This is a genomic window from Ralstonia sp. GX3-BWBA (genome assembly GCF_003290055.1).
Classification (GTDB): Bacteria; Pseudomonadota; Gammaproteobacteria; order Burkholderiales; family Burkholderiaceae; genus Ralstonia; species Ralstonia holmesii.
Genome location: NZ_QMKS01000007.1, coordinates 42,694 through 61,352 on the forward strand (window position 1 = coordinate 42,694; position 18,659 = coordinate 61,352).

The 18,659-nt window shown below is 63.2% G+C and carries 16 protein-coding genes; 13 read left to right on the forward strand and 3 right to left on the reverse strand.

Annotation, left to right across the window (positions count from 1 at the left end):
* Nucleotides 1-122 precede the first annotated feature (122 nt).
* Nucleotides 123-2,456 (reverse strand): Tex family protein, encoded by a 2,334-nt coding sequence (locus tag DOD19_RS06460; protein WP_112184781.1) that lies wholly within the window; start codon nt 2,454-2,456, stop codon nt 123-125.
* A gap of 110 nt (nt 2,457-2,566) precedes the next feature.
* Between DOD19_RS06460 and DOD19_RS06465 the strand changes: the two genes are divergently transcribed.
* The 3 genes from DOD19_RS06465 (at nt 2,567) to DOD19_RS06475 (ending at nt 5,796) form a co-directional block, all read left to right on the forward strand.
* Complete coding sequence (locus tag DOD19_RS06465; protein ID WP_037031559.1) at nt 2,567-3,331, forward strand: hypothetical protein; 765 nt, start codon at nt 2,567-2,569, stop codon at nt 3,329-3,331.
* Between the two features lie 35 nt (nt 3,332-3,366).
* Nucleotides 3,367-3,570, forward strand: a complete 204-nt coding sequence (locus DOD19_RS06470) for a DUF465 domain-containing protein (protein WP_024975554.1) — start codon at nt 3,367-3,369, stop codon at nt 3,568-3,570.
* A gap of 84 nt (nt 3,571-3,654) precedes the next feature.
* Nucleotides 3,655-5,796, forward strand: coding sequence for an ATP-dependent DNA helicase (locus DOD19_RS06475; RefSeq protein ID WP_204360039.1), 2,142 nt, complete (start codon nt 3,655-3,657; stop codon nt 5,794-5,796).
* A gap of 66 nt (nt 5,797-5,862) precedes the next feature.
* Here the strand turns inward: DOD19_RS06475 and DOD19_RS06480 are convergent, their stop codons facing one another.
* The gene (locus DOD19_RS06480; protein ID WP_275426882.1) at nt 5,863-6,732 is read right to left on the reverse strand and encodes an outer membrane protein assembly factor BamD; all 870 of its coding nucleotides are present in this window, start codon (nt 6,730-6,732) and stop codon (nt 5,863-5,865) included.
* A 15-nt stretch (nt 6,733-6,747) separates the two neighbouring features.
* On the opposite strand from DOD19_RS06480, the gene DOD19_RS06485 reads away from it, so the two are divergent.
* Both DOD19_RS06485 and pgeF read left to right on the forward strand, forming a co-directional pair.
* A complete protein-coding gene (locus DOD19_RS06485; protein ID WP_024975557.1) occupies nt 6,748-7,860 on the forward strand; it encodes an RluA family pseudouridine synthase in 1,113 nt (370 codons plus the stop codon).
* A complete protein-coding gene (gene pgeF / locus DOD19_RS06490) occupies nt 7,844-8,653 on the forward strand; it encodes a peptidoglycan editing factor PgeF (protein ID WP_112184710.1) in 810 nt (269 codons plus the stop codon). The genes DOD19_RS06485 and pgeF overlap by 17 nt, the downstream gene beginning before the upstream one ends.
* Nucleotides 8,654-8,657: 4 nt before the next feature.
* Here pgeF and DOD19_RS06495 read toward each other — a convergent pair whose 3' ends face one another.
* Complete coding sequence (locus tag DOD19_RS06495; protein WP_024975559.1) at nt 8,658-8,894, reverse strand: hypothetical protein; 237 nt, start codon at nt 8,892-8,894, stop codon at nt 8,658-8,660.
* A gap of 270 nt (nt 8,895-9,164) precedes the next feature.
* Here DOD19_RS06495 and phaC point away from each other — a divergent pair, with 270 nt between their 5' ends.
* The 8 genes from phaC (at nt 9,165) to DOD19_RS06535 (ending at nt 18,641) form a co-directional block, all read left to right on the forward strand.
* A complete protein-coding gene (gene phaC / locus DOD19_RS06500; protein ID WP_024975560.1) occupies nt 9,165-10,958 on the forward strand; it encodes a class I poly(R)-hydroxyalkanoic acid synthase in 1,794 nt (597 codons plus the stop codon).
* 89 nt (nt 10,959-11,047) lie between these two features.
* Entirely contained in the window at nt 11,048-12,229 is a 1,182-nt protein-coding gene (locus DOD19_RS06505) for an acetyl-CoA C-acetyltransferase (protein ID WP_024975561.1), read from the forward strand.
* Nucleotides 12,230-12,353: 124 nt separating this feature from the next.
* Nucleotides 12,354-13,094, forward strand: a complete 741-nt coding sequence (locus tag DOD19_RS06510; protein ID WP_024975562.1) for a 3-ketoacyl-ACP reductase — start codon at nt 12,354-12,356, stop codon at nt 13,092-13,094.
* Between the two features lie 395 nt (nt 13,095-13,489).
* A complete protein-coding gene (gene phaR / locus DOD19_RS06515) occupies nt 13,490-14,044 on the forward strand; it encodes a polyhydroxyalkanoate synthesis repressor PhaR (protein ID WP_024975563.1) in 555 nt (184 codons plus the stop codon).
* A gap of 198 nt (nt 14,045-14,242) precedes the next feature.
* Nucleotides 14,243-15,223, forward strand: coding sequence for a tRNA-dihydrouridine synthase (locus DOD19_RS06520; protein ID WP_024975564.1), 981 nt, complete (start codon nt 14,243-14,245; stop codon nt 15,221-15,223).
* Between the two features lie 66 nt (nt 15,224-15,289).
* Nucleotides 15,290-16,651, forward strand: coding sequence for a 30S ribosomal protein S12 methylthiotransferase RimO (gene rimO, locus DOD19_RS06525; protein ID WP_024975565.1), 1,362 nt, complete (start codon nt 15,290-15,292; stop codon nt 16,649-16,651).
* 87 nt (nt 16,652-16,738) lie between these two features.
* Entirely contained in the window at nt 16,739-17,923 is a 1,185-nt protein-coding gene (gene bktB, locus DOD19_RS06530) for a beta-ketothiolase BktB (protein WP_024975566.1), read from the forward strand.
* A complete protein-coding gene (locus DOD19_RS06535) occupies nt 17,898-18,641 on the forward strand; it encodes a hypothetical protein (RefSeq protein ID WP_112184712.1) in 744 nt (247 codons plus the stop codon). The genes bktB and DOD19_RS06535 overlap by 26 nt, the downstream gene beginning before the upstream one ends.
* Nucleotides 18,642-18,659: the final 18 nt, after the last annotated feature.

Genomic DNA, 18,659 nt, shown 5'->3' on the forward strand with positions numbered 1-18,659 from the left:
GTCGACGACGCGCGAGTGTTAGGAAAGATCCAGGCGCGTAAGGACTTGTAACAGGCGCGCCGAGCCATGAAAAAAACCGCCGAGTCCGAAAACCGGGCGGGTTCCGCTAAACAGAGTGCGCGTTAGCGCTTGAGCTTGGCGAAGGCTTCCGCCATGGCGCCGGATGGTTCCGGCGCGCGACGCTGCTGGCCGCCGTGGCGATTGCCGCCACTGCTCGGGCGATCACCACCGCTGGTACGCGCAGGCGCCTGGCCGGGCTCGTCAGACAGGCGCATCGTCAGGCCGATGCGGTTGCGCTTCACGTCCACTTCCATCACCTTGACCTTGACGATCAAGCCGGGCTTGACCACCTCGTGCGGGTCGCGCACGAACTTGGTCGACAGCGCCGACACGTGTACCAGACCATCCTGATGCACGCCGATGTCGATGAACGCGCCAAACGCTGCTACGTTCGTCACCACGCCTTCGAGCACCATGCCCGGCTGCAGATCCTTGATGTCTTCGACGCCGTCCTGGAATGTCGCCGTCTTGAACTCGGGGCGCGGGTCGCGGCCGGGCTTCTCCAGTTCAGAAAGAATGTCGACCACGGTCGGCAGGCCGAACTTCTCGTCGGTGAAGTCGCGAGCGGTCAGGCCACGCAGCGCCTCGCGGTTGCCGAGCACGTCGCCGATGCCTTTCTTGATGCTGTCCAGAATGCGCTTGACCACCGGATACGCCTCGGGGTGCACCGAGGAGCGATCAAGCGGATTGTCGCCGTCATTGATGCGCAGAAAGCCGGCGGCCTGCTCGAACGTCTTGTCGCCCAGGCGTGGCACTTTCTTGAGCGCGTCGCGGTTGGTGAACGCGCCGTTGGCATCGCGGTATTCGACGATGTTCTTGGCGAGGATCGAGTTCAGCCCCGATACACGCGCCAGCAGCGGGGCAGAGGCCGTGTTCACATCCACGCCGACCGCGTTGACGCAATCCTCGACGATGGCGTCCAGCGCGCGGGCCAGCTCGCGCTGGTTCACGTCGTGCTGATACTGGCCGACGCCGATCGACTTCGGGTCGATTTTCACAAGTTCGGCCAGCGGGTCTTGTAGGCGACGCGCGATCGACACCGCGCCACGCAGCGACACATCCAGCTCCGGGAATTCCTTGGCCGCCAGCTCCGACGCCGAATACACCGACGCGCCAGCCTCGCTCACCACGATCTTGGTCAGCTTCAGCTCCGGAGCGTTACGCATGAGGTCTTGCACCAGCTTGTCGGTTTCGCGGCTTGCCGTGCCGTTGCCGATGGAAACCAGTGCCACGCCGTGCTGCTTGGCCAGACGGGCCATCGTCGCGAGCGAACCGTTCCAGTCGCGGCGCGGTTCGTGCGGGTAGATCGTGGCGGTTTCGAGCAGCTTGCCAGTGTGGTCCACCACCGCGATCTTGCAGCCCGTGCGGATGCCCGGATCGACGCCCATTACTGCCTTGGGGCCAGCCGGCGCGGCCAGCAGCAGGTCGTGCAGATTGCGGCCGAAGATCTTGATGGCCTCGGCCTCAGCGGATTCGCGCAGTTGCGTGAGGAGTTCGGTCTCGATATGCGGCTGGACCTTCACGCGCCAGCACCAGCGGCACACGTCCGACAGCCACTTGTCAGCCGCGCGGCCCTTGTTCTCGATGCCGACATGGCGCGCGATCATGACTTCGCACGGGTGCGGAATTAGCGCGTCCTGTTCTTCGCCCAAACCGAGCTTCACGAACAGCACGCCCGCGTTGCGGCCGCGGAACAGCGCCAGCGCGCGGTGCGACGGTACGTTGCGGATCGGCTCGCTGTACGCGTAGTAATCGCGGAATTTTTCTTCTTCGGCAGTTTCCTTGCCTTCCAACACCGTCGACGAAACCTGGCCCTGATTCCAAAGGTGGTCGCGCACCTTGCCAAGCAGCTCGGCCGTCTCGCCAAACTGTTCGGAGAGGATGTCGCGCGCGCCGTCCAGCGCAGCCTTCACGTCTGGCACGCCGCCATCGGCAGTCGGATTGCCGTTGACGAACTTGGCGGCTTCGGTTTGAGGGTCGAGCGTCGGGTCGGCCAGCAGTGCCTGGGCCAGCGGCTCCAGGCCGCATTCGCGAGCGATCTGGGCGCGCGTGCGGCGCTTGGGCTTGTAGGGCAGGTAGAGATCTTCCAGCACCTGCTTGGTCTCGGCCGCCTCGATGGCGGTGCGCAGGGCATCGGTCAGCTTGCCTTGCTCTTCAATGGAAGCCAGGATGGCCGCGCGGCGGTCTTCCAGTTCGCGCAGGTACAGCAGGCGTTCTTCCAGGTTGCGCAGTTGCGTGTCGTCCAGGTTGTCCGTCACTTCCTTGCGGTAACGTGCAATAAAGGGCACGGTGGCGCCTTCGTCCAGCAGTTGCACGGCGGCGGCAACCTGCTGCGGCCTGACCGCCAGTTCAGTGGCGATGCGGGAGACGATCTTCTGCAACACGGAATCAGTCATTGCTTCCAGAGAGTGCGATGGAAAGCCGCGCATTTTGCCACAACGCGAACCCTGTTCCTGAGCTGAAATCCGTGGCCGCGCGGCGTTTGCCGCACAGGCGCGGTGATAAAATGCGCGTTATGCCTACGCTCCTGTTTTCTGTCCGTCGCCGCGCTCCTGCGCGCCGCGCTTCCCGTTTGGTTCTGCCGGCGTCCGTGCTCAGTGCCGCGCTGGTGGCCGCGCCTGTATGGAGCCAGTCTCAGCCGGCCTCTGCGCCAGCCGCTGCGGTGCCCGCCACACAGCCCGATTTCGGCGCCGAGCACGATCGCATCACCAGCGCCAAATCTTGGGCCGAATACCGCTATGCCCAGGCTGAGCGCGCCTGCTATGACAAATTCCTCGTCACGCACTGCATCGACAAGGCCAAGGATGTGCGCCGCACGGAACTCCACACCATCCGCGAACGTGAGTTGGCACTGGACGAAGCCGAGCGTGCCGACCGCGCAGCCCGCCGCGACCAGGAACGCGCCATCCGCGAGGCTCAGTACAACGCCGAACGCCCCCAGCGTGAAGCCGCCGAGCAGAAGAATCGCACCGATTTCTCGAACAAGCAGGAACAGCAGCGCCTGAACGAAGCGCAGCGCCAGGCCGAAGCGCCGCAGCGCGCCGCCAACGCGCAGGCCGCGGCCAAGAAGCAGGCCGATTACGATGCCAAGCTGAAGGCTGCGCAGGAGCAGGGCGCAGCCAACGCCGCCAAGCGGGCCGAAAGCGTCAAGCAATTCCAGGAAAAGCAGCAAGACGCGGCCAAGCGCCAGAAAGAACTGGAAGAGCGCCGCGAACAAACCAAGCGCCGCAACGAGCAAAACCAGAACAACACCAGTCCGCTGGGGTTCTAAACTTCAGCCAAGGCCGGGCTTCCGGAGGGAGAGCGATGGACAGCGATCTGAACACGATCTCGCGTCGCATCATTGAATTGCAGATCGAGCACCGCGATCTCGATTTCCTGATCGACCGGCTGGCAGGTACGGCCGGTCACGACGAGTTGCAGCTGCGCCGCCTCAAGAAGCGCCGCCTGAAACTCAAGGACACCATCACCCTGCTACAGTTGCAGCTTGAGCCGGACGTGCCGGCTTAGCGCCTGCCCAAAGTTGGTTCGATTTTCATCCCGAGAGGCCGCAATCACGTGCGGCCTCCGTCATTTGACTCCACGGATTCCGCGTTGACTTCGCTTTCCCCGCTGGCCGAGCCGTCGGCTGATTCCGACGCCGATACCAGCGATGCTTCGGTTCCCGCCGCCTCTCCACCTACCGATGCTCATCATGGCGAGCTGGCTACGCTCTTTGCCGATGACGGCACGCTGGCCAAGGGTATCGATGGCTACCGGCCCCGTAGTGCGCAGCTGACGATGGCGCAGGCGGTGGCCAATGCCATCGAGGCTGCCGATTCGATCATCGTCGAGGCCGGTACGGGCACGGGGAAAACCTACGCTTACCTTGTCCCGGCGATGCTCTGGGGCGGCAAGGTGATCCTGTCCACCGGGACGAAGAACCTGCAGGACCAGCTCTTCCTGCGCGACATCCCGACCGTGCGCAAGGCGCTGAATGCGCCGGTGTCGGTGGCGCTGCTCAAGGGCCGCGCCAATTACGTCTGTCATTACCACGTGGAGCGCACGTCGCAGAACGGGCGCCTTTCTTCGCGCCAGGACGCCGCGTGGCTGCGCCAGATCAACCTCTTCCTGAAGACAACGAAAACAGGCGACAAAGCCGAACTTGCTAGCGTGCCCGAGAACGCGCCGGTGTGGAACCTCGTCACGTCCACGCGCGACAACTGCCTGGGTTCGGACTGCGCGTATTACAAAGACTGCTTCGTCATGCGCGCCCGCAAGGAGGCGCAGCAGGCCGACGTGGTGGTAGTCAACCATCACCTGTTCTTCGCAGACGTGATGTTGAAGGACACCGGCATGGCCGAACTGCTGCCCGCCGCCAACACGATCATCTTCGACGAAGCCCACCAGCTGCCCGAAACCGCCACGTTGTTTTTTGGCGAGACCATCTCGACGAACCAGATTCTCGAGCTTGCGCGCGACAGCGTGGCTGAAGGTCTCTCGCATGCACGCGATGCGGTGGATTGGGTCGCGATTGCCGCGCCGCTGGAGCGGGCCGCGCGCGATCTGCGCCTGGTCTTCCGCCAGGACGGATCACGCCTGTCGATCAAGCAGATCGACAATGATGCGGCACTCGCCAAGCCGTTCTACGAGGTGTTGCCGAAGCTGGAGCAGGCGCTTTCCGACTTTACCGGCGCGCTGGAAGCCCAGGCCGAGCGCGCCGAGACCATCGAGCAATGCCATCGCCGCGCCGCGGCGCTGTGTGAAAAGCTTGATGCGTGGGCCGATCCCAAACCGCCGAAGGTGCCAAAGAAGGAAGGTGGCGACGAGGGCAAGGAGGGCGAGAGCGCGGCCCCCGTCGACGAACGTGTGCGCTGGGTCGAGGTGTTCGCCAATTCCGTGCAGTTGCATCTGACGCCGTTGTCGATCGCGCCGATTTTTTCGCGCCAACGTGCCGGCCAGCCGCGCGCGTGGGTCTTCACCTCCGCCACGCTTTCGGTGCGCGGCAACTTCACGCACTACGCCGCACAGTTGGGCCTGGATCGTGATCGCTCGATGACGCTCGACAGCCCGTTCGATTACGCCTCGCAAGGCTTGCTCTATGTGCCGCGCGATCTGCCGCAGCCGAGCGATCCGCGCTTTACCGATGCGGTACTCGACGCCACCTTGCCGCTCATTGAGGCAGCGGGTGGTAAGACGTTCCTGCTATGCACGACGTTGCGCGCCGTGAACCGCGCCGCCGAACGCTTGACGGACGAATTCGCGCAACGCGGGTGGGATTTCCCGCTGCTTGTGCAGGGCCAGGCCAGCCGTACGGAACTCCTGGACCGTTTTCGTGCGCTCGGCAACGCCGTGCTGATCGGGAGCCAGAGCTTCTGGGAGGGCGTGGACGTACGCGGTGAGGCGCTCTCGCTGGTCGTGATCGACAAGTTGCCGTTCGCCCCACCCGATGATCCGGTGCTGAGCGCCCGGATGGAGGCCCTGGAGAAAAAGGGGCTGAGCCCGTTTGCCGTGCACCAACTGCCGCATGCGGTGATCACGCTCAAGCAAGGTGCCGGCCGGTTGATTCGCTCGGAGACCGATCGCGGCGTGCTGATAATCTGCGACCCTCGCTTGGTCGAGAAAAACTACGGTCGCCAGATCTGGCAGAGCCTGCCGCCGTTCAAGCGTACGCGCGAGGCCGAGACCGCCGCCGAGTTCCTGCGTTCCCTGCGGCCGGATTCGGATGATCCGCCTGCCGGCGACCTTGAAGGCTGATCCGCACGCACAAACAAAAAGCCCGGCCAATCGACCGGGCTTTTTGCTGTGCAGTTCAAGCCTTGCTTACCACCATTGGTACCAGGGCTTGTCTTTCTTGCGCTGGCCGTAGGCGAGGAAGTCGCTCTTCGGGTAGTTCTGCTTGATGATGCGTTCGGTGTCGTCGCGCATGTCCTTCATGCCCAGCGCTTCGTACGACTTCATCATGATGTACAGCGCTTCTTCCACAGCCGGGGCGCGATCGTAATCCTTGATGGCGTCCTGTGCGCGATTGACGGCGGCCAAGTAAGCGCCACGGCGATAGTAGTAGCGCGCGGCGCCCACTTCATGCTCGGCCATCGCATTCACGATGTATTGCATGCGCTGCGTGGCGTCCGGCGTGTACTTGCTGTTCGGGAAACGCGTGATCAGCGTCTTGAACGCGTCGTAGGCAGCGCGCGCCGCCTTCGGGTCGCGCTCGCTCAAGTCCTGGTTCGAGAAGCGGCCGAGCCAACCCAGGTTGTCGTTGAAGTTGATCAGGCCCTTGAGGTAATAGGCGTAATCCACACTGGGGTGATTCGGGTGCAGCTGGATGAAGCGATCAACCGAGGCCAGCGCGGCAGCCGTTTCGCCATCCTTGTAGTTGGCGTAGGCGGTTTCGATCTGGGCTTGCTGGGCGTACGGCCCGAACGGATAGCGGCTTTCGAGCTTTTCGTAGTACTTGACCGCCTTGGCGTAGTCACCGCCGTCGAGCGAATCCTTCGCTTCCGAATATAATTTGTTAGCTGACCAGCCAGCAGTTTCGTCTTGCTGTTCCGGCAGGATGCCGCAGGCCGAGATAGCCAGACATGCAACGCCTGCTACCAACACTGCTCCGATTTGTGCGCGGATTCGACTGCCGATTCGATTGCCGATTCGACTTCCAATACGCGCCTGCTTTACGCTCGTGACCGACATGGGCACCTTTTCTGAATGAAAAATCGCATCAAGCATTATAGCCCAAGCCCTGTGTCAGACGACGCACTGGCTGACGTTTCCCTCACTGCGCCGGAGACGGAAGACGCCCTCGATGATGAGGCGCTCGATTTGCATGCCGCAGATGCGGCACCGGCGGTCGAACCGATCATCGTCGAGATTCCGGAAGCCATGCACGGCGAGCGCCTGGACAAGGCGCTTGCCAAGCTGCTGCCCGATTATTCGCGCAGCCGCCTGCAGCAATGGATTGACGCAGGTGCGGTGCGCCTGCGGGGTGAAGTCGTGCGCCCGCGTGCGGCCATCTCCGGCGGTGACCGCATTGAAGTCGTCCCGCAGCGCGCGGCAGACGAAAGCGCCTTCGTTGCCGAGCCCATCGATCTGGATGTGGTGTACGAAGACGACACGCTGCTCGTCATCAACAAGCCTGCCGGCCTTGTGGTGCATCCGGCTGCGGGTAACTGGAGCGGCACGGTGCTCAATGGCCTGCTGCACCGCTATCCCGACGCCGTGGAGCTGCCGCGCGCCGGCATCGTCCACCGCCTCGACAAGGACACTTCCGGCCTGATGGTGGTTGCCCGTACGCTACCAGCGCAAACCGATCTCGTGCGCCAACTGCAGGCACGTACCGTCAAGCGGACTTATCTTGCGCTGGTGTGGGGCGAAACGCCGGAAGAAGCCACGATCGACGCTCCGATTGGCCGGGACCCGCGCGACCGCACGCGCATGGCCATCATCGAGACGGCCAGCGGCAAGCCGGCGCGCACGCATTTCAAGACGCTGGACGTGGTGGACCTCGGGCGCGCGCAGGTATCGCTGGTGCGCTGCCAGCTCGAGACCGGTCGTACACACCAGATCCGTGTGCACTTTGAATCGGAGGGGCATCCTCTGCTTGGCGATCCGGTGTACACGCGCAACTTCCGCCGTGGCAAGCCACAGACAATCAAGGCGCAGCTGCCGGTGCCATTTACGCGGCAGGCGCTGCACGCGGTGCGCCTGGGGCTCGTGCATCCCGCATCGGGCAAATCGGTGCACTGGGAAGCTGGCGTGCCCGACGATTTCGCCGATCTTCTGGAAGCCCTCGACCTGGATCCCGATGCCGATATCAACTGACTGGATCGTTCCCGACTGGCCCGCGCATCCGCATGTCAAAGCGCTGGCCACGACCCGCCTGGGTGGCGTCAGCACAGGGCCTTACGGATTGGCCGGTGGTTTGCCTGGCGGTCTGAACCTTGGCCAGCACGTTGGTGATGCGCCGGAAGCCGTTGAACAGAACCGCCGCATCCTGCGTGCAGCGCTACCCGCCGAGCCGGCGTGGATGGAGCAGGTGCACGGCACCGGCGTGGCGGATCTTGATCAACTCGTCGGCACGTCCGCGCCTGTGGTTGCCGACGCGGCGGTGGCGTCGTGGCGGGATCGCGTCTGCGTGGTGATGACGGCGGATTGTCTGCCTGTCTTGCTGAGCGACGCTCGCGGCGTAACCGTGGGTGCGGCGCATGCGGGCTGGCGCGGTCTATGCGGTGGCGTGATCGAGCGCACGCTGGATGCAATGACGCAACGGTTGCGCGCCAGCGGCCAGGAAGCCGATCCAACGTGGCTGGCCTGGCTGGGGCCGGCCATTGGGCCATCGTGCTTTGAAGTGGGTGGGGAAGTGCGCCAAGCCTTTATCGACGCCGCTCAGCCCGGTGAATTACCTGCCACCCAGGCGGCTTTCGTGGAAGGCGCATCCGCGGGCAAGTTCTTCGCTGATCTGTATGTGTTGGCCCGACTGCGGCTGGCACGCGCCGGCTGTACTGACGTGTACGGCGGTGGCCTATGCACGATGACGGACGCCGAGCGCTTCTATTCGTACCGTCGGGAGCGCACCACGGGCCGCATGGCGACGCTGATCTGGCGCGCGGAGTGAGCGTTCAGGCGGCGCCGTCGCCTGCATCGCTGCTCAGCGTGGGGGCCGTGTCCGCCTTGTCTTGCGCGGCTTCCTGGGCTTTGCGGCGGCGCCTGCGTGCCGGCGTGCCGACAATCCAGAGGAAGAGCGATAGCGGCGCCACGCCGTAGAAGACAAATGTGCCGATGCCGGCAATCCAAGATTGCTCAGTCAAGGACATCATCAACACGACGTAGAGCCAGGCGATGGCGACGATATACATGGGAAAAAGCAGTGCCCGGCATTGGCGCAATGCAGCAGTCTCGCACGAAATTGCGCAAATTGGACCATAGCCCCGGTTCTGTGCTTAGCCATTTGGTCAGAGCTGTTTTCGGCGAATGTGGCAAAACCCGCGCTGGCTGGGCGTTTCCGGCCGATCATTGACTAACTCCGATTGACAGCCTTGAAACGGCAAGGCAACAATGCCCCGCAATACTACGAGTTGCGCCGCCGTTCCAACCGGAGCGGCGCATATCGTCGGATCGAGGGCACTATGGCATCGCGTCAATCGACATCATCCAAAGCATCTAGCGCCCACACTCAAGCTCCCTGGCAGGGCTTGTCGGACCCTACGCAGTGGGCGGAGCAGTTCAAGCAATGGCAAGCCTTTGCGGGCGCCTTCGCACAACCCGGTGCCGCGGCTCCGGGTCTTGGCCAGTTCAACGGCGCAGCGATGGGCGAAGGCGCGGTTCCCTTCGCGCTGATCCCGCACGATCGGCTGGCCGAAATTCAGCAGAAATATCTTGAAGAGTGGCTCCAGATCTGGCGCCACATGAGCACCGGCGAAAGCGCTGAGGCCGTGGCGCCGTCTGATCGCCGCTTCTCGAACGATGCCTGGCGCAAGAGCCCGCTCTACGGCTATGCCGCCGCGTTCTACGTGCTTAACGCCCGCACGCTGATGGAAATGGCCGACGCCGTGCAGGCTGACGCCAAGACCCGCGAGCGCGTGCGTTTTGCCGTGTCGCAATGGACGGCCGCCATGTCGCCGTCCAACTTCCTTGCGACCAACCCAGAGGCCCAGAAGCATCTGATTGAATCGCGTGGCGAATCCCTGCGTACCGGCATCCTGAACATGCTGCAGGACATGGAGCGCGGCAAGATCTCGCAGACCGACGAAACGGCGTTCGAGATCGGCCGCAATGTTGCCAACAGCGAAGGCGCCGTCGTCTTCGAGAACGATTACTTCCAGCTCATCCAGTACAAGCCGCTGACGACCAAGGTGCATGCGCGCCCGCTGCTGCTGGTGCCGCCCTGCATCAACAAGTTCTACATCCTGGATCTGCAGCCGGCCAATTCGCTGGTGCGCTATGCGGTGGAGCAGGGCAATACCGTGTTCCTGGTGTCGTGGCGCAATCCGGACGCGAGCATGGCGTCCCGCACGTGGGACGACTACATCGAAGGCGGCGCGATCGAGGCCATTCGCGTAGCGCGCGAAATTTCTGCGCAGGACCAGATCAATGTGCTGGGCTTTTGCGTGGGCGGAACGATCCTCTCGACTGCCCTGGCCGTGCTGGCGGAGCGCGGCGAGCATCCGGCCGCAAGCCTGACGCTGCTGACCACGCTGCTCGACTTTACGGACACCGGCATTCTCGACGTGTTCGTCGATCAAGCCCAGGTGGAAATGCGTGAGAAGACCATCGGCAGCAATGCGCCGACCGGTCCGGGCCTGCTGCGCGGTGTGGAGCTGGCAAACACGTTCTCGTTCCTGCGCCCGAACGATCTGGTCTGGAACTACGTTGTCGAGAATTATCTGAAGGGCAAGACGCCCGCGCCGTTTGACCTGCTGTACTGGAATGGCGACTCCACCAACCTGCCTGGCCCGTGGTACTGCTGGTATTTGCGCCATACGTATCTGCAGAACGACCTCAAAACGCCGGGCAAGCTGAAGGTGAACGGCACACCGGTGGATCTCGGCAAGATCGACGTGCCGGTCTACATCTACGGCTCGCGTGAAGACCACATCGTCCCGTGGAAGTCCGCTTATGGCTCTGTGCCGCTGCTCAAGGGCAAGCGGCGTTTCGTGCTGGGCGCCTCGGGGCATATCGCGGGCGTGATCAACCCGCCCGCGGCCAACAAGCGTTCGCACTGGATCAATCCCAAGCTGCCCGATACCGCCGATGCGTGGCTCGAGGGTGCCAAGGAGCATCCGGGCAGCTGGTGGCCGGATTGGTCAACGTGGCTGGCATCACATGCCGGCGCGCAGAAGGCTGCACCCAAGAGCTACGGCAATGCGGACTACCCGGCCATCGAGCCGGCGCCTGGCCGCTACGTCAAACAGAAAGCGTAAGATCGCGCGCATGAACCCCCGTTGCCGTCGCGGCTTCGGCCGCTGACGGTGTCCAACGACCCTCTCTTTCGACAGTGGAAGGTAAGCAAATGACCGATGTTGTGATCGTATCGGCGGTACGCACCGCCGTGGGCAAGTTTGGTGGCTCGCTGGCGAAGATCGCTGCGCCTGAGCTTGGCGCGGCCGTTATCCGCGAAGCGCTGGCGCGTGCCAAGGTGGCACCGGATCAGGTGAGCGAAGTCATCATGGGCCAAGTGCTGACGGCAGGCTCGGGCCAGAACCCGGCGCGCCAGTCCGTCATCAAGGCCGGGCTGCCGAACATGGTGCCCGGCCTGACCATCAACAAGGTGTGCGGCTCGGGCCTGAAGGCCGTGATGCTGGCCGCCAACGCCATCATGGCGGGTGATGCCGAGATCGTCGTGGCCGGTGGCCAAGAAAACATGTCCGCCGCGCCGCACGTCCTGCCGGGCTCGCGCGATGGTTTCCGCATGGGCGATGCCAAGCTTATTGATTCGATGATTGTGGATGGGCTGTGGGACGTCTACAACCAATACCACATGGGCATCACGGCCGAAAACGTCGCCAAGGAATACGGCATCACGCGTGAAGCGCAGGACGAGTTTGCCGTGGCTTCGCAGAACAAGGCGGAAGCTGCGCAGAAGTCGGGCCGCTTCAACGACGAAATCGTTCCGATCCTGATCCCGCAGCGCAAGGGCGATCCGATTGCTTTTACGCAGGACGAGTTCGTTCGCCATGGCGCCACGCTCGAATCGATGGTTGGGTTGAAGCCCGCCTTCGACAAGGCCGGCACGGTGACGGCGGCCAACGCCTCGGGCCTGAACGATGGCGCCGCCGCTGTCGTGGTGATGTCGGCAGCCAAGGCCAAGGAACTGGGTCTGACGCCGCTGGCCACGATCCGTGCGTACGCGAGCGCCGGTCTGGATCCGAAGGTCATGGGCATGGGGCCGGTACCGGCATCGCAGCGCTGCCTGTCGCGCGCCGGCTGGTCGGTGGGCGACCTAGACCTGATGGAGATCAACGAGGCGTTCGCTGCTCAGGCGCTGGCAGTGCATCAGCAGATGGGCTGGGATACGTCCAAGGTCAACGTCAATGGCGGTGCGATTGCGATCGGTCACCCGATCGGCGCGTCGGGCTGCCGCATCTTGGTCACGCTGTTGCACGAAATGCAGAAGCGCGATGCGAAGAAGGGCCTGGCCTCGCTGTGTATCGGCGGCGGCATGGGCGTGGCACTGGCGGTTGAGCGTCCGTAAGTTTTTTTTGCAGTGGGATTGGCGTGAGGCGGAACGAACGCCACACACGCCAATCCGAGACACCTGAGCATTTGCTGCCTGGCAAGAGGCCAGGCAGTTCTAACAACAAGGACTAGGAGTGGACATGACCAAACGCATTGCATACGTCACCGGTGGCATGGGCGGTATCGGAACGGCGATTTGCCAGCGCTTGGCGCGCGACGGCTTCACCGTTGTCGCAGGCTGCGGCCCGAACTCGCCGCGCAAGGCGAAATGGCTCGAACAGCAAAAGGCACTCGGTTTCGATTTCGTGCCGTCCGAGGGCAACGTCGGTGATTGGGAGTCCACCAAGGCCGCGTTCGACAAGGTCAAGGCTGAAGTGGGTGAGGTGGATGTCCTGATCAACAACGCCGGCATCACGCGCGACGTGGTGTTCCGCAAGATGACCCGCGCTGACTGGGATGCAGTGATCGACACCAACCTGACTTCGCTGTTCAACGTGACCAAGCAGGTCATCGACGGCATGGCGGATCGCGGCTGGGGCCGTATCGTCAACATCTCGTCGGTGAACGGCCAGAAGGGGCAGTTTGGCCAGACCAACTACTCGACGGCCAAGGCTGGCTTGCATGGCTTCACGATGGCGCTGGCGCAGGAAGTCGCAACCAAGGGCGTAACGGTCAACACGGTGTCGCCCGGCTATATCGCCACCGACATGGTGAAAGCGATTCGTCAGGATGTGCTCGACAAGATCATTGGCACCATCCCGGTAAAGCGCTTGGGCGAGCCGACCGAGATCGCCTCGATCTGCGCTTGGCTGGCATCTGAAGAATCTGGTTTCTCCACCGGCGCGGACTTCTCCCTCAACGGCGGCCTGCACATGGGCTGATGCTCCCACGCCCATGCTGCAGCATGGGCGCAGCAATTTTTCCCCTGAATTTGCCTGCATGCTGCAATGCTCGATTGCATTGCAGCAGGCTTTTTGCATCCTGTCGGGGCAACTGTCCGAGTGCGTGAGCCGCATCAAAATGCTGCGGGTTTTTACCGGGGGAGGTCGCCTTTTCTTTGCAAGGCGATCCGCATAGAATCCAACCACGGAGGCGCTCCGCAGGGAGACACGGGGCGTCCGATCATAACCGGATGCATCTGCGCTGCTCTTGAATGCAGCATTCGCACGCAGATCGGAACAACCGGGCAACCGCGTATTTTGCTGCGTCGCTCGGTGCAGTCATTTCGCACTGCATCGGCTGCACCGCAGCAGCATCGCCAACACGGAAAGGCACGATGGCCACCAGCAAGAAGGGCACCGAACGGCTGATCAAGAAATATCCCAACCGCCGGCTCTACGATACCCAAACCAGCACGTACATCACGCTGGCAGACGTCAAGCAGCTCGTGATGGAAACTGAAGAGTTTCGCGTTGTTGATGCGAAATCCGGTGAAGACCTGACCCGCAGCATCCTGCTGCAGATCATCCTGGAAGAGGAAACCGGCGGTGTGCCGATGTTCTCCGGCGCGATGCTCGCTCAGATCATCCGTTTCTATGGCAACGCTATGCAGGGCATGATGGGCACGTATCTGGAAAAGAACATCCAGGCGTTTGTCGACATCCAGAGCAAGCTGGCCGAAAACTCCAAGGATCTGTACAGCGGCAACTCCTTCAACCCTGACATGTGGTCGCAATTCATGAACATGCAGGGGCCGATGATGCAAGGCATGATGAGCAACTACATCGAGCAGAGCAAAAACCTGTTCGTGCAGATGCAGGAGCAGATGCAGAGTCAAGCCAAGAACATGTTCGGGACATTCCCGTTCAATCAGCCGCCCGAGAAGAAGTAAGTTTGGCTGGCTGGCAAAACAAGGCGAATCGCATGGCGGTTCGCCTTTTTTATTGGGCGCGCGTGGGTGAGGGCGGCAAGGTAAAATACCGATCTTTCAGGTGAGGCATACGCCTCTCCGACGGTCACGATTCCCGCTTCGGTCTCCCATGTTTGATGTTCGCTCCCGGCTCGTGCGCCGGCCGTCTTCCGTTTTCGCATGAGCCGTCTTTTGCTTGCCCCGATGGAAGGGGTCGCAGATTACGTCATGCGCGACGTGCTGACCCAAGCTGGCGGCTACGACGGATGCGTCTCGGAGTTCGTCCGGGTGACGGGCTCGTTGCTGCCCGCGCGCACGTACGAACGTGAGACGCCCGAGATCCGCAACGGCGGCTATACCGCCAGCGGCACGCCGATGACCATCCAGCTCCTTGGCAGCGATCCGGAATGGCTGGCACGCAATGCGGCATACGCGGCGTCCCTTACGCCGCATGGCATCGACCTCAACTTCGGTTGCCCGGCCAAGGTCGTGAACCGGCACGGCGGCGGCGCCATGTTGCTCGCCACGCCGGAAGTGCTGTACGACATCGTGCATGCCGTGCGAGCCGCCGTGCCGGCCAACATTTCGGTGACGGCGAAGATGCGGCTCGGCGTTTCCGATACTTCCCGAGCGATTGATTGTGCGACGGCCCTGGCGGAGGGCGGTGCCGAATCGCTCGTCGTGCATGCCCGCACGCGCGACCACGGCTACCGTCCTCCTGCCCATTGGGACTGGATTGCACGGATCGCCGACGCCGTAAGCATCCCCGTGACCGCCAACGGCGAGGTCTGGACGGTGGCTGATTGGGAGCGTTGTCGCGCCGTCAGCGGCTGCGATGACGTGATGATCGGCCGTGGCGCCGTATCTGACCCATTCCTGGCCCAACGCATTCGCGGGCAGATGGATCAAGCGCCGTCTGCGGCGGAATGGCCGGTTGTGCTGGGCTTTCTCGCCGATTATCTGAAAAAGCTGCATGCGCGCATCTCGGCCAAACATGAGCATGGCCGCGTCAAACTGTGGCTCAGCTATCTGAAGCGGACGTGGCCGCAGGCCGCGGAACTGCACGATGCGATCCGCAGACTGCAAGACGCGCTGGAAATCGAGCGCGTGATCGAACAGATGCAGCTTCGGCTTGGCCGCCCAGGCGCGGCTAACGGTTAAAATACGCAACTGCGCGGCGCACCCCGTGTGCACAGCGCAAATCCTCTCCCACATCAGGTTGTTTCCATGTCCGACGTCAGTACCCAGAGCCCCAAGGTGGGGTTCGTCAGTCTCGGTTGTCCCAAGGCCTTGGTCGATTCCGAGCAGATCATCACCCAACTGCGCGCGGAGGGGTATGAGATCTCCGGCACGTACGGTGGGGCGGACCTGGTGGTCGTCAATACCTGCGGCTTCATCGACGAGGCTGTCCAGGAAAGCCTGGATGCGATTGGCGAGGCGTTGGCCGAGAACGGCAAGGTGATCGTGACCGGCTGCCTGGGTGCCAAGAAGGACGCCGCAGGCCAGGACATCATCACCAACGTACACCCGAAGGTGCTGGCTGTGACCGGCCCCCACGCGCTGGGCGAGGTGATGGAAGCGGTGCACACGCACCTGCCCAAGCCGCACGACCCGTTCATCGATCTGGTGCCGCCGCAGGGCATCAAGCTCACGCCCAAGCACTACGCGTATCTGAAGATTTCCGAAGGCTGCAACCACCGCTGCAGCTTCTGCATCATCCCGTCGATGCGTGGCGATCTCGTCTCGCGTCCGGTGGCCGAAGTGATGCTGGAGGCGGAAAACCTGCTGAAGGCCGGCGTCAAGGAACTGCTCGTCATCTCCCAGGACACCAGCGCTTATGGCGTCGATGTGAAATTCCGCATGGGCTTCTGGAATGGCCGCCCGCTGAAGACGCGCATGACCGAGCTGGTGGGCGCGCTTGGCGAGTTGGCATCACAGTACGGCGCCTGGGTGCGCCTGCATTACGTCTACCCGTACCCGAGCGTGGACGAGGTGATGCCGTTGATGGCCGAGGGCAAAGTCCTTCCGTATCTGGACGTGCCTCTGCAGCACGCCCACCCCGACGTGCTCAAGCGCATGAAGCGCCCGGCCAACGCCGAGAAAACGCTGGACCGCATCCGTGCCTGGCGCGAGGTCTGCCCGGAGTTGACCATCCGTAGCACATTCATCGCGGGCTTCCCGGGTGAAACGGAAGAGGAGTTCCAAACGCTGCTCGACTTCATCGCCGAGGCAGAGCTGGACCGCGTGGGTTGCTTCGCGTATTCGCCGGTCGAAGGCGCCACCGCCAACGACTTGCCGGGCGCGCTGCCCGATGAGGTGCGCGAGGAGCGCCGCGCGCGCTTTATGGAAGTCGCCGAGCGCGTGTCTGCGCGCCGCCTCCAGCGCAAGGTTGGCAAGTCGCTGCGCGTGCTCGTGGATGAAGTCAATCAGGATGGCGGCATCGGCCGTTCGTCGGCGGATGCGCCGGAGATTGACGGCCTGGTCTATATCGCGCCGCCGTCGAAGCCATACAAGCGCTACAAGGCGGGCGATTTCGTGTCGGTCAAGATTACCGGCGCCGATGGTCACGACCTGTGGGGCGAGGTCTGATCCCCTTAGGTAGTCGTACCTAAAATTTGCGAACGGTCGTGCGTTTATACTGACCGCCATCCAATTTCGATGGCACAGGAGACAGCAATGGCACGTGAAGTGGTGGTGGTCAGCGGCGTTCGTACCGCAATCGGGACGTTTGGCGGCAGCCTGAAGGATGTGGCGCCGTGCGAACTGGGCGCGCTCGTCGTGCGCGAGGCGCTGGCCCGCGCAAGCGTGAAGGGCGAAGACGTTGGCCACGTGGTGTTTGGCCACGTGATCAACACCGAGCCGCGCGACATGTATCTCTCGCGCGTGGCGGCTGTGAACGGCGGTGTGTCGGCCGAAACCCCCGCGTTCAACGTCAACCGACTGTGCGGCTCGGGCCTGCAGGCCGTGGTGAGCGCTGCGCAAACCGTTCTGCTGGGCGACGCCGACGTTGCCATTGCCGGCGGTGCGGAAAGCATGAGCCGTGCGCCGTACCTTGCGCCCGCCGCCCGTTGGGGTTCGCGCATGGGCGACGCCAAGATGGTCGACATGATGCTTGGCGCTCTGCACGACCCGTTCCACGCGATCCACATGGGGGTGACGGCGGAAAACGTTGCCCGCGAATTCGGCATCAGCCGCGAGCAGCAAGACCAGACCGCGCTGGAATCGCACCAGCGTGCATCGCGCGCCATCCAGGCCGGCTACTTCAAAGACCAGATCGTTCCGGTGACGATCAAGTCGCGCAAGGGCGATATCCAGTTCGATACCGATGAGCACGTCCGCCACGACGCGGTCATCGACGATATGACCAAGCTCAAGCCGGTCTTCACGAAAGAGAACGGCACGGTCACGGCAGGCAACGCTTCGGGCCTGAATGACGCGGCTGCCGCGCTGGTGCTGATGGAGCGCTCGGAGGCGGAGAAGCGCGGCCTCAAGCCATTGGCACGGCTGGTGTCGTACGGCCACGCTGGCGTGGATCCGAAGATCATGGGTATCGGCCCGGTGCCGGCCACACGCAAGGCGCTGGAGCGTGCAGGCCTGTCGGTGAAGGATCTGGATGTGATCGAAGCCAACGAGGCATTTGCCGCACAGGCCTGCGCGGTGACGAAGGAACTCGGCCTCGACCCGGCCAAGGTCAACCCGAACGGTTCGGGCATCTCGCTCGGCCACCCGATCGGCGCAACGGGTGCGCTTATCACGGTCAAGGCGCTGTACGAGCTGCAGCGCATCGGTGGTCGCTACGCGCTGGTGACCATGTGTATTGGTGGAGGACAAGGCATTGCGGCGGTGTTCGAACGCATCTGAACGCATTTTTTCGATTGAACGCCTGATTTGGCCCACTGGCGCGCTGCTTGCGCTGGTGCTGGCCGCAGGCGTGGCGCCGGTGTCCGCGCAGACGCCGGCCGCCAACAACGGCTACGACGTATCGACCGGCAGCACCAACGTGCAGCCAGGTGACCTGGGCCTGAACCGCGCCGTTGCCGATGGCGACAAGCGCCGCGCTCAGGCCAGGAAGGGTGACAACGGGTTCTCCGCCCAGACCGCGCCGCCCCGTTTGCTGCAACCGCAGCCCGACTACGCGAAATACCCCGTCTACACCGGCGTGATCGGCGACATGCCGATCCGCATGCGCCTTGGCCGCAAGACCGGTGAAATCGACAGCGTCCACGGCGAATACGTTGCGGGCAACGCGGCGGGCGTGCGCCTGGTGACCGGTGAATATGAAAACGGCGGTTTTCTCATGGAGGAGTCCGATGACGGCACGCACGTCACGGGCACCTGGGAAGGCGCCATCGACGGTCACGGCATTGTGCGCGGCACGTGGACCGACGTAGCGCACGACGGCCATACGCTGCCCTTTGTGCTGCGGCCCGTCGCGGTGGTGGTGATTCCGCCGTACGATGCCGCAGCCAATAGCAATGCCGCTGTACCTACAACGCCAATGACGCCGCTAGTTCCCGCTGCGCCGGGCCAGATTGCGCCACCGTCCAGCAATCCAACGCGATCAAGCGCGCACTGGTAAGCAGCAAGAAATTGCTCA

Bases quoted from the DNA above. Each gene is read 5' to 3' on its own strand.
- DOD19_RS06460 (WP_112184781.1), bottom strand. From the start codon at position 2,456: ATGACTGATTCCGTGTTGCAGAAGATCGTCTCCCGCATCGCCACTGAA.
- DOD19_RS06465 (WP_037031559.1), top strand. From the start codon at position 2,567: ATGCGCGTTATGCCTACGCTCCTGTTTTCTGTCCGTCGCCGCGCTCCT.
- DOD19_RS06470 (WP_024975554.1), top strand. From the start codon at position 3,367: ATGGACAGCGATCTGAACACGATCTCGCGTCGCATCATTGAATTGCAG.
- DOD19_RS06480 (WP_275426882.1), bottom strand. From the start codon at position 6,732: ATGTCGGTCACGAGCGTAAAGCAGGCGCGTATTGGAAGTCGAATCGGC.
- DOD19_RS06485 (WP_024975557.1), top strand. From the start codon at position 6,748: ATGAAAAATCGCATCAAGCATTATAGCCCAAGCCCTGTGTCAGACGAC.
- pgeF (WP_112184710.1), top strand. From the start codon at position 7,844: ATGCCGATATCAACTGACTGGATCGTTCCCGACTGGCCCGCGCATCCG.
- DOD19_RS06495 (WP_024975559.1), bottom strand. From the start codon at position 8,894: ATGTATATCGTCGCCATCGCCTGGCTCTACGTCGTGTTGATGATGTCC.
- phaC (WP_024975560.1), top strand. From the start codon at position 9,165: ATGGCATCGCGTCAATCGACATCATCCAAAGCATCTAGCGCCCACACT.
- DOD19_RS06505 (WP_024975561.1), top strand. From the start codon at position 11,048: ATGACCGATGTTGTGATCGTATCGGCGGTACGCACCGCCGTGGGCAAG.
- DOD19_RS06510 (WP_024975562.1), top strand. From the start codon at position 12,354: ATGACCAAACGCATTGCATACGTCACCGGTGGCATGGGCGGTATCGGA.
- phaR (WP_024975563.1), top strand. From the start codon at position 13,490: ATGGCCACCAGCAAGAAGGGCACCGAACGGCTGATCAAGAAATATCCC.
- DOD19_RS06520 (WP_024975564.1), top strand. From the start codon at position 14,243: ATGAGCCGTCTTTTGCTTGCCCCGATGGAAGGGGTCGCAGATTACGTC.
- rimO (WP_024975565.1), top strand. From the start codon at position 15,290: ATGTCCGACGTCAGTACCCAGAGCCCCAAGGTGGGGTTCGTCAGTCTC.
- bktB (WP_024975566.1), top strand. From the start codon at position 16,739: ATGGCACGTGAAGTGGTGGTGGTCAGCGGCGTTCGTACCGCAATCGGG.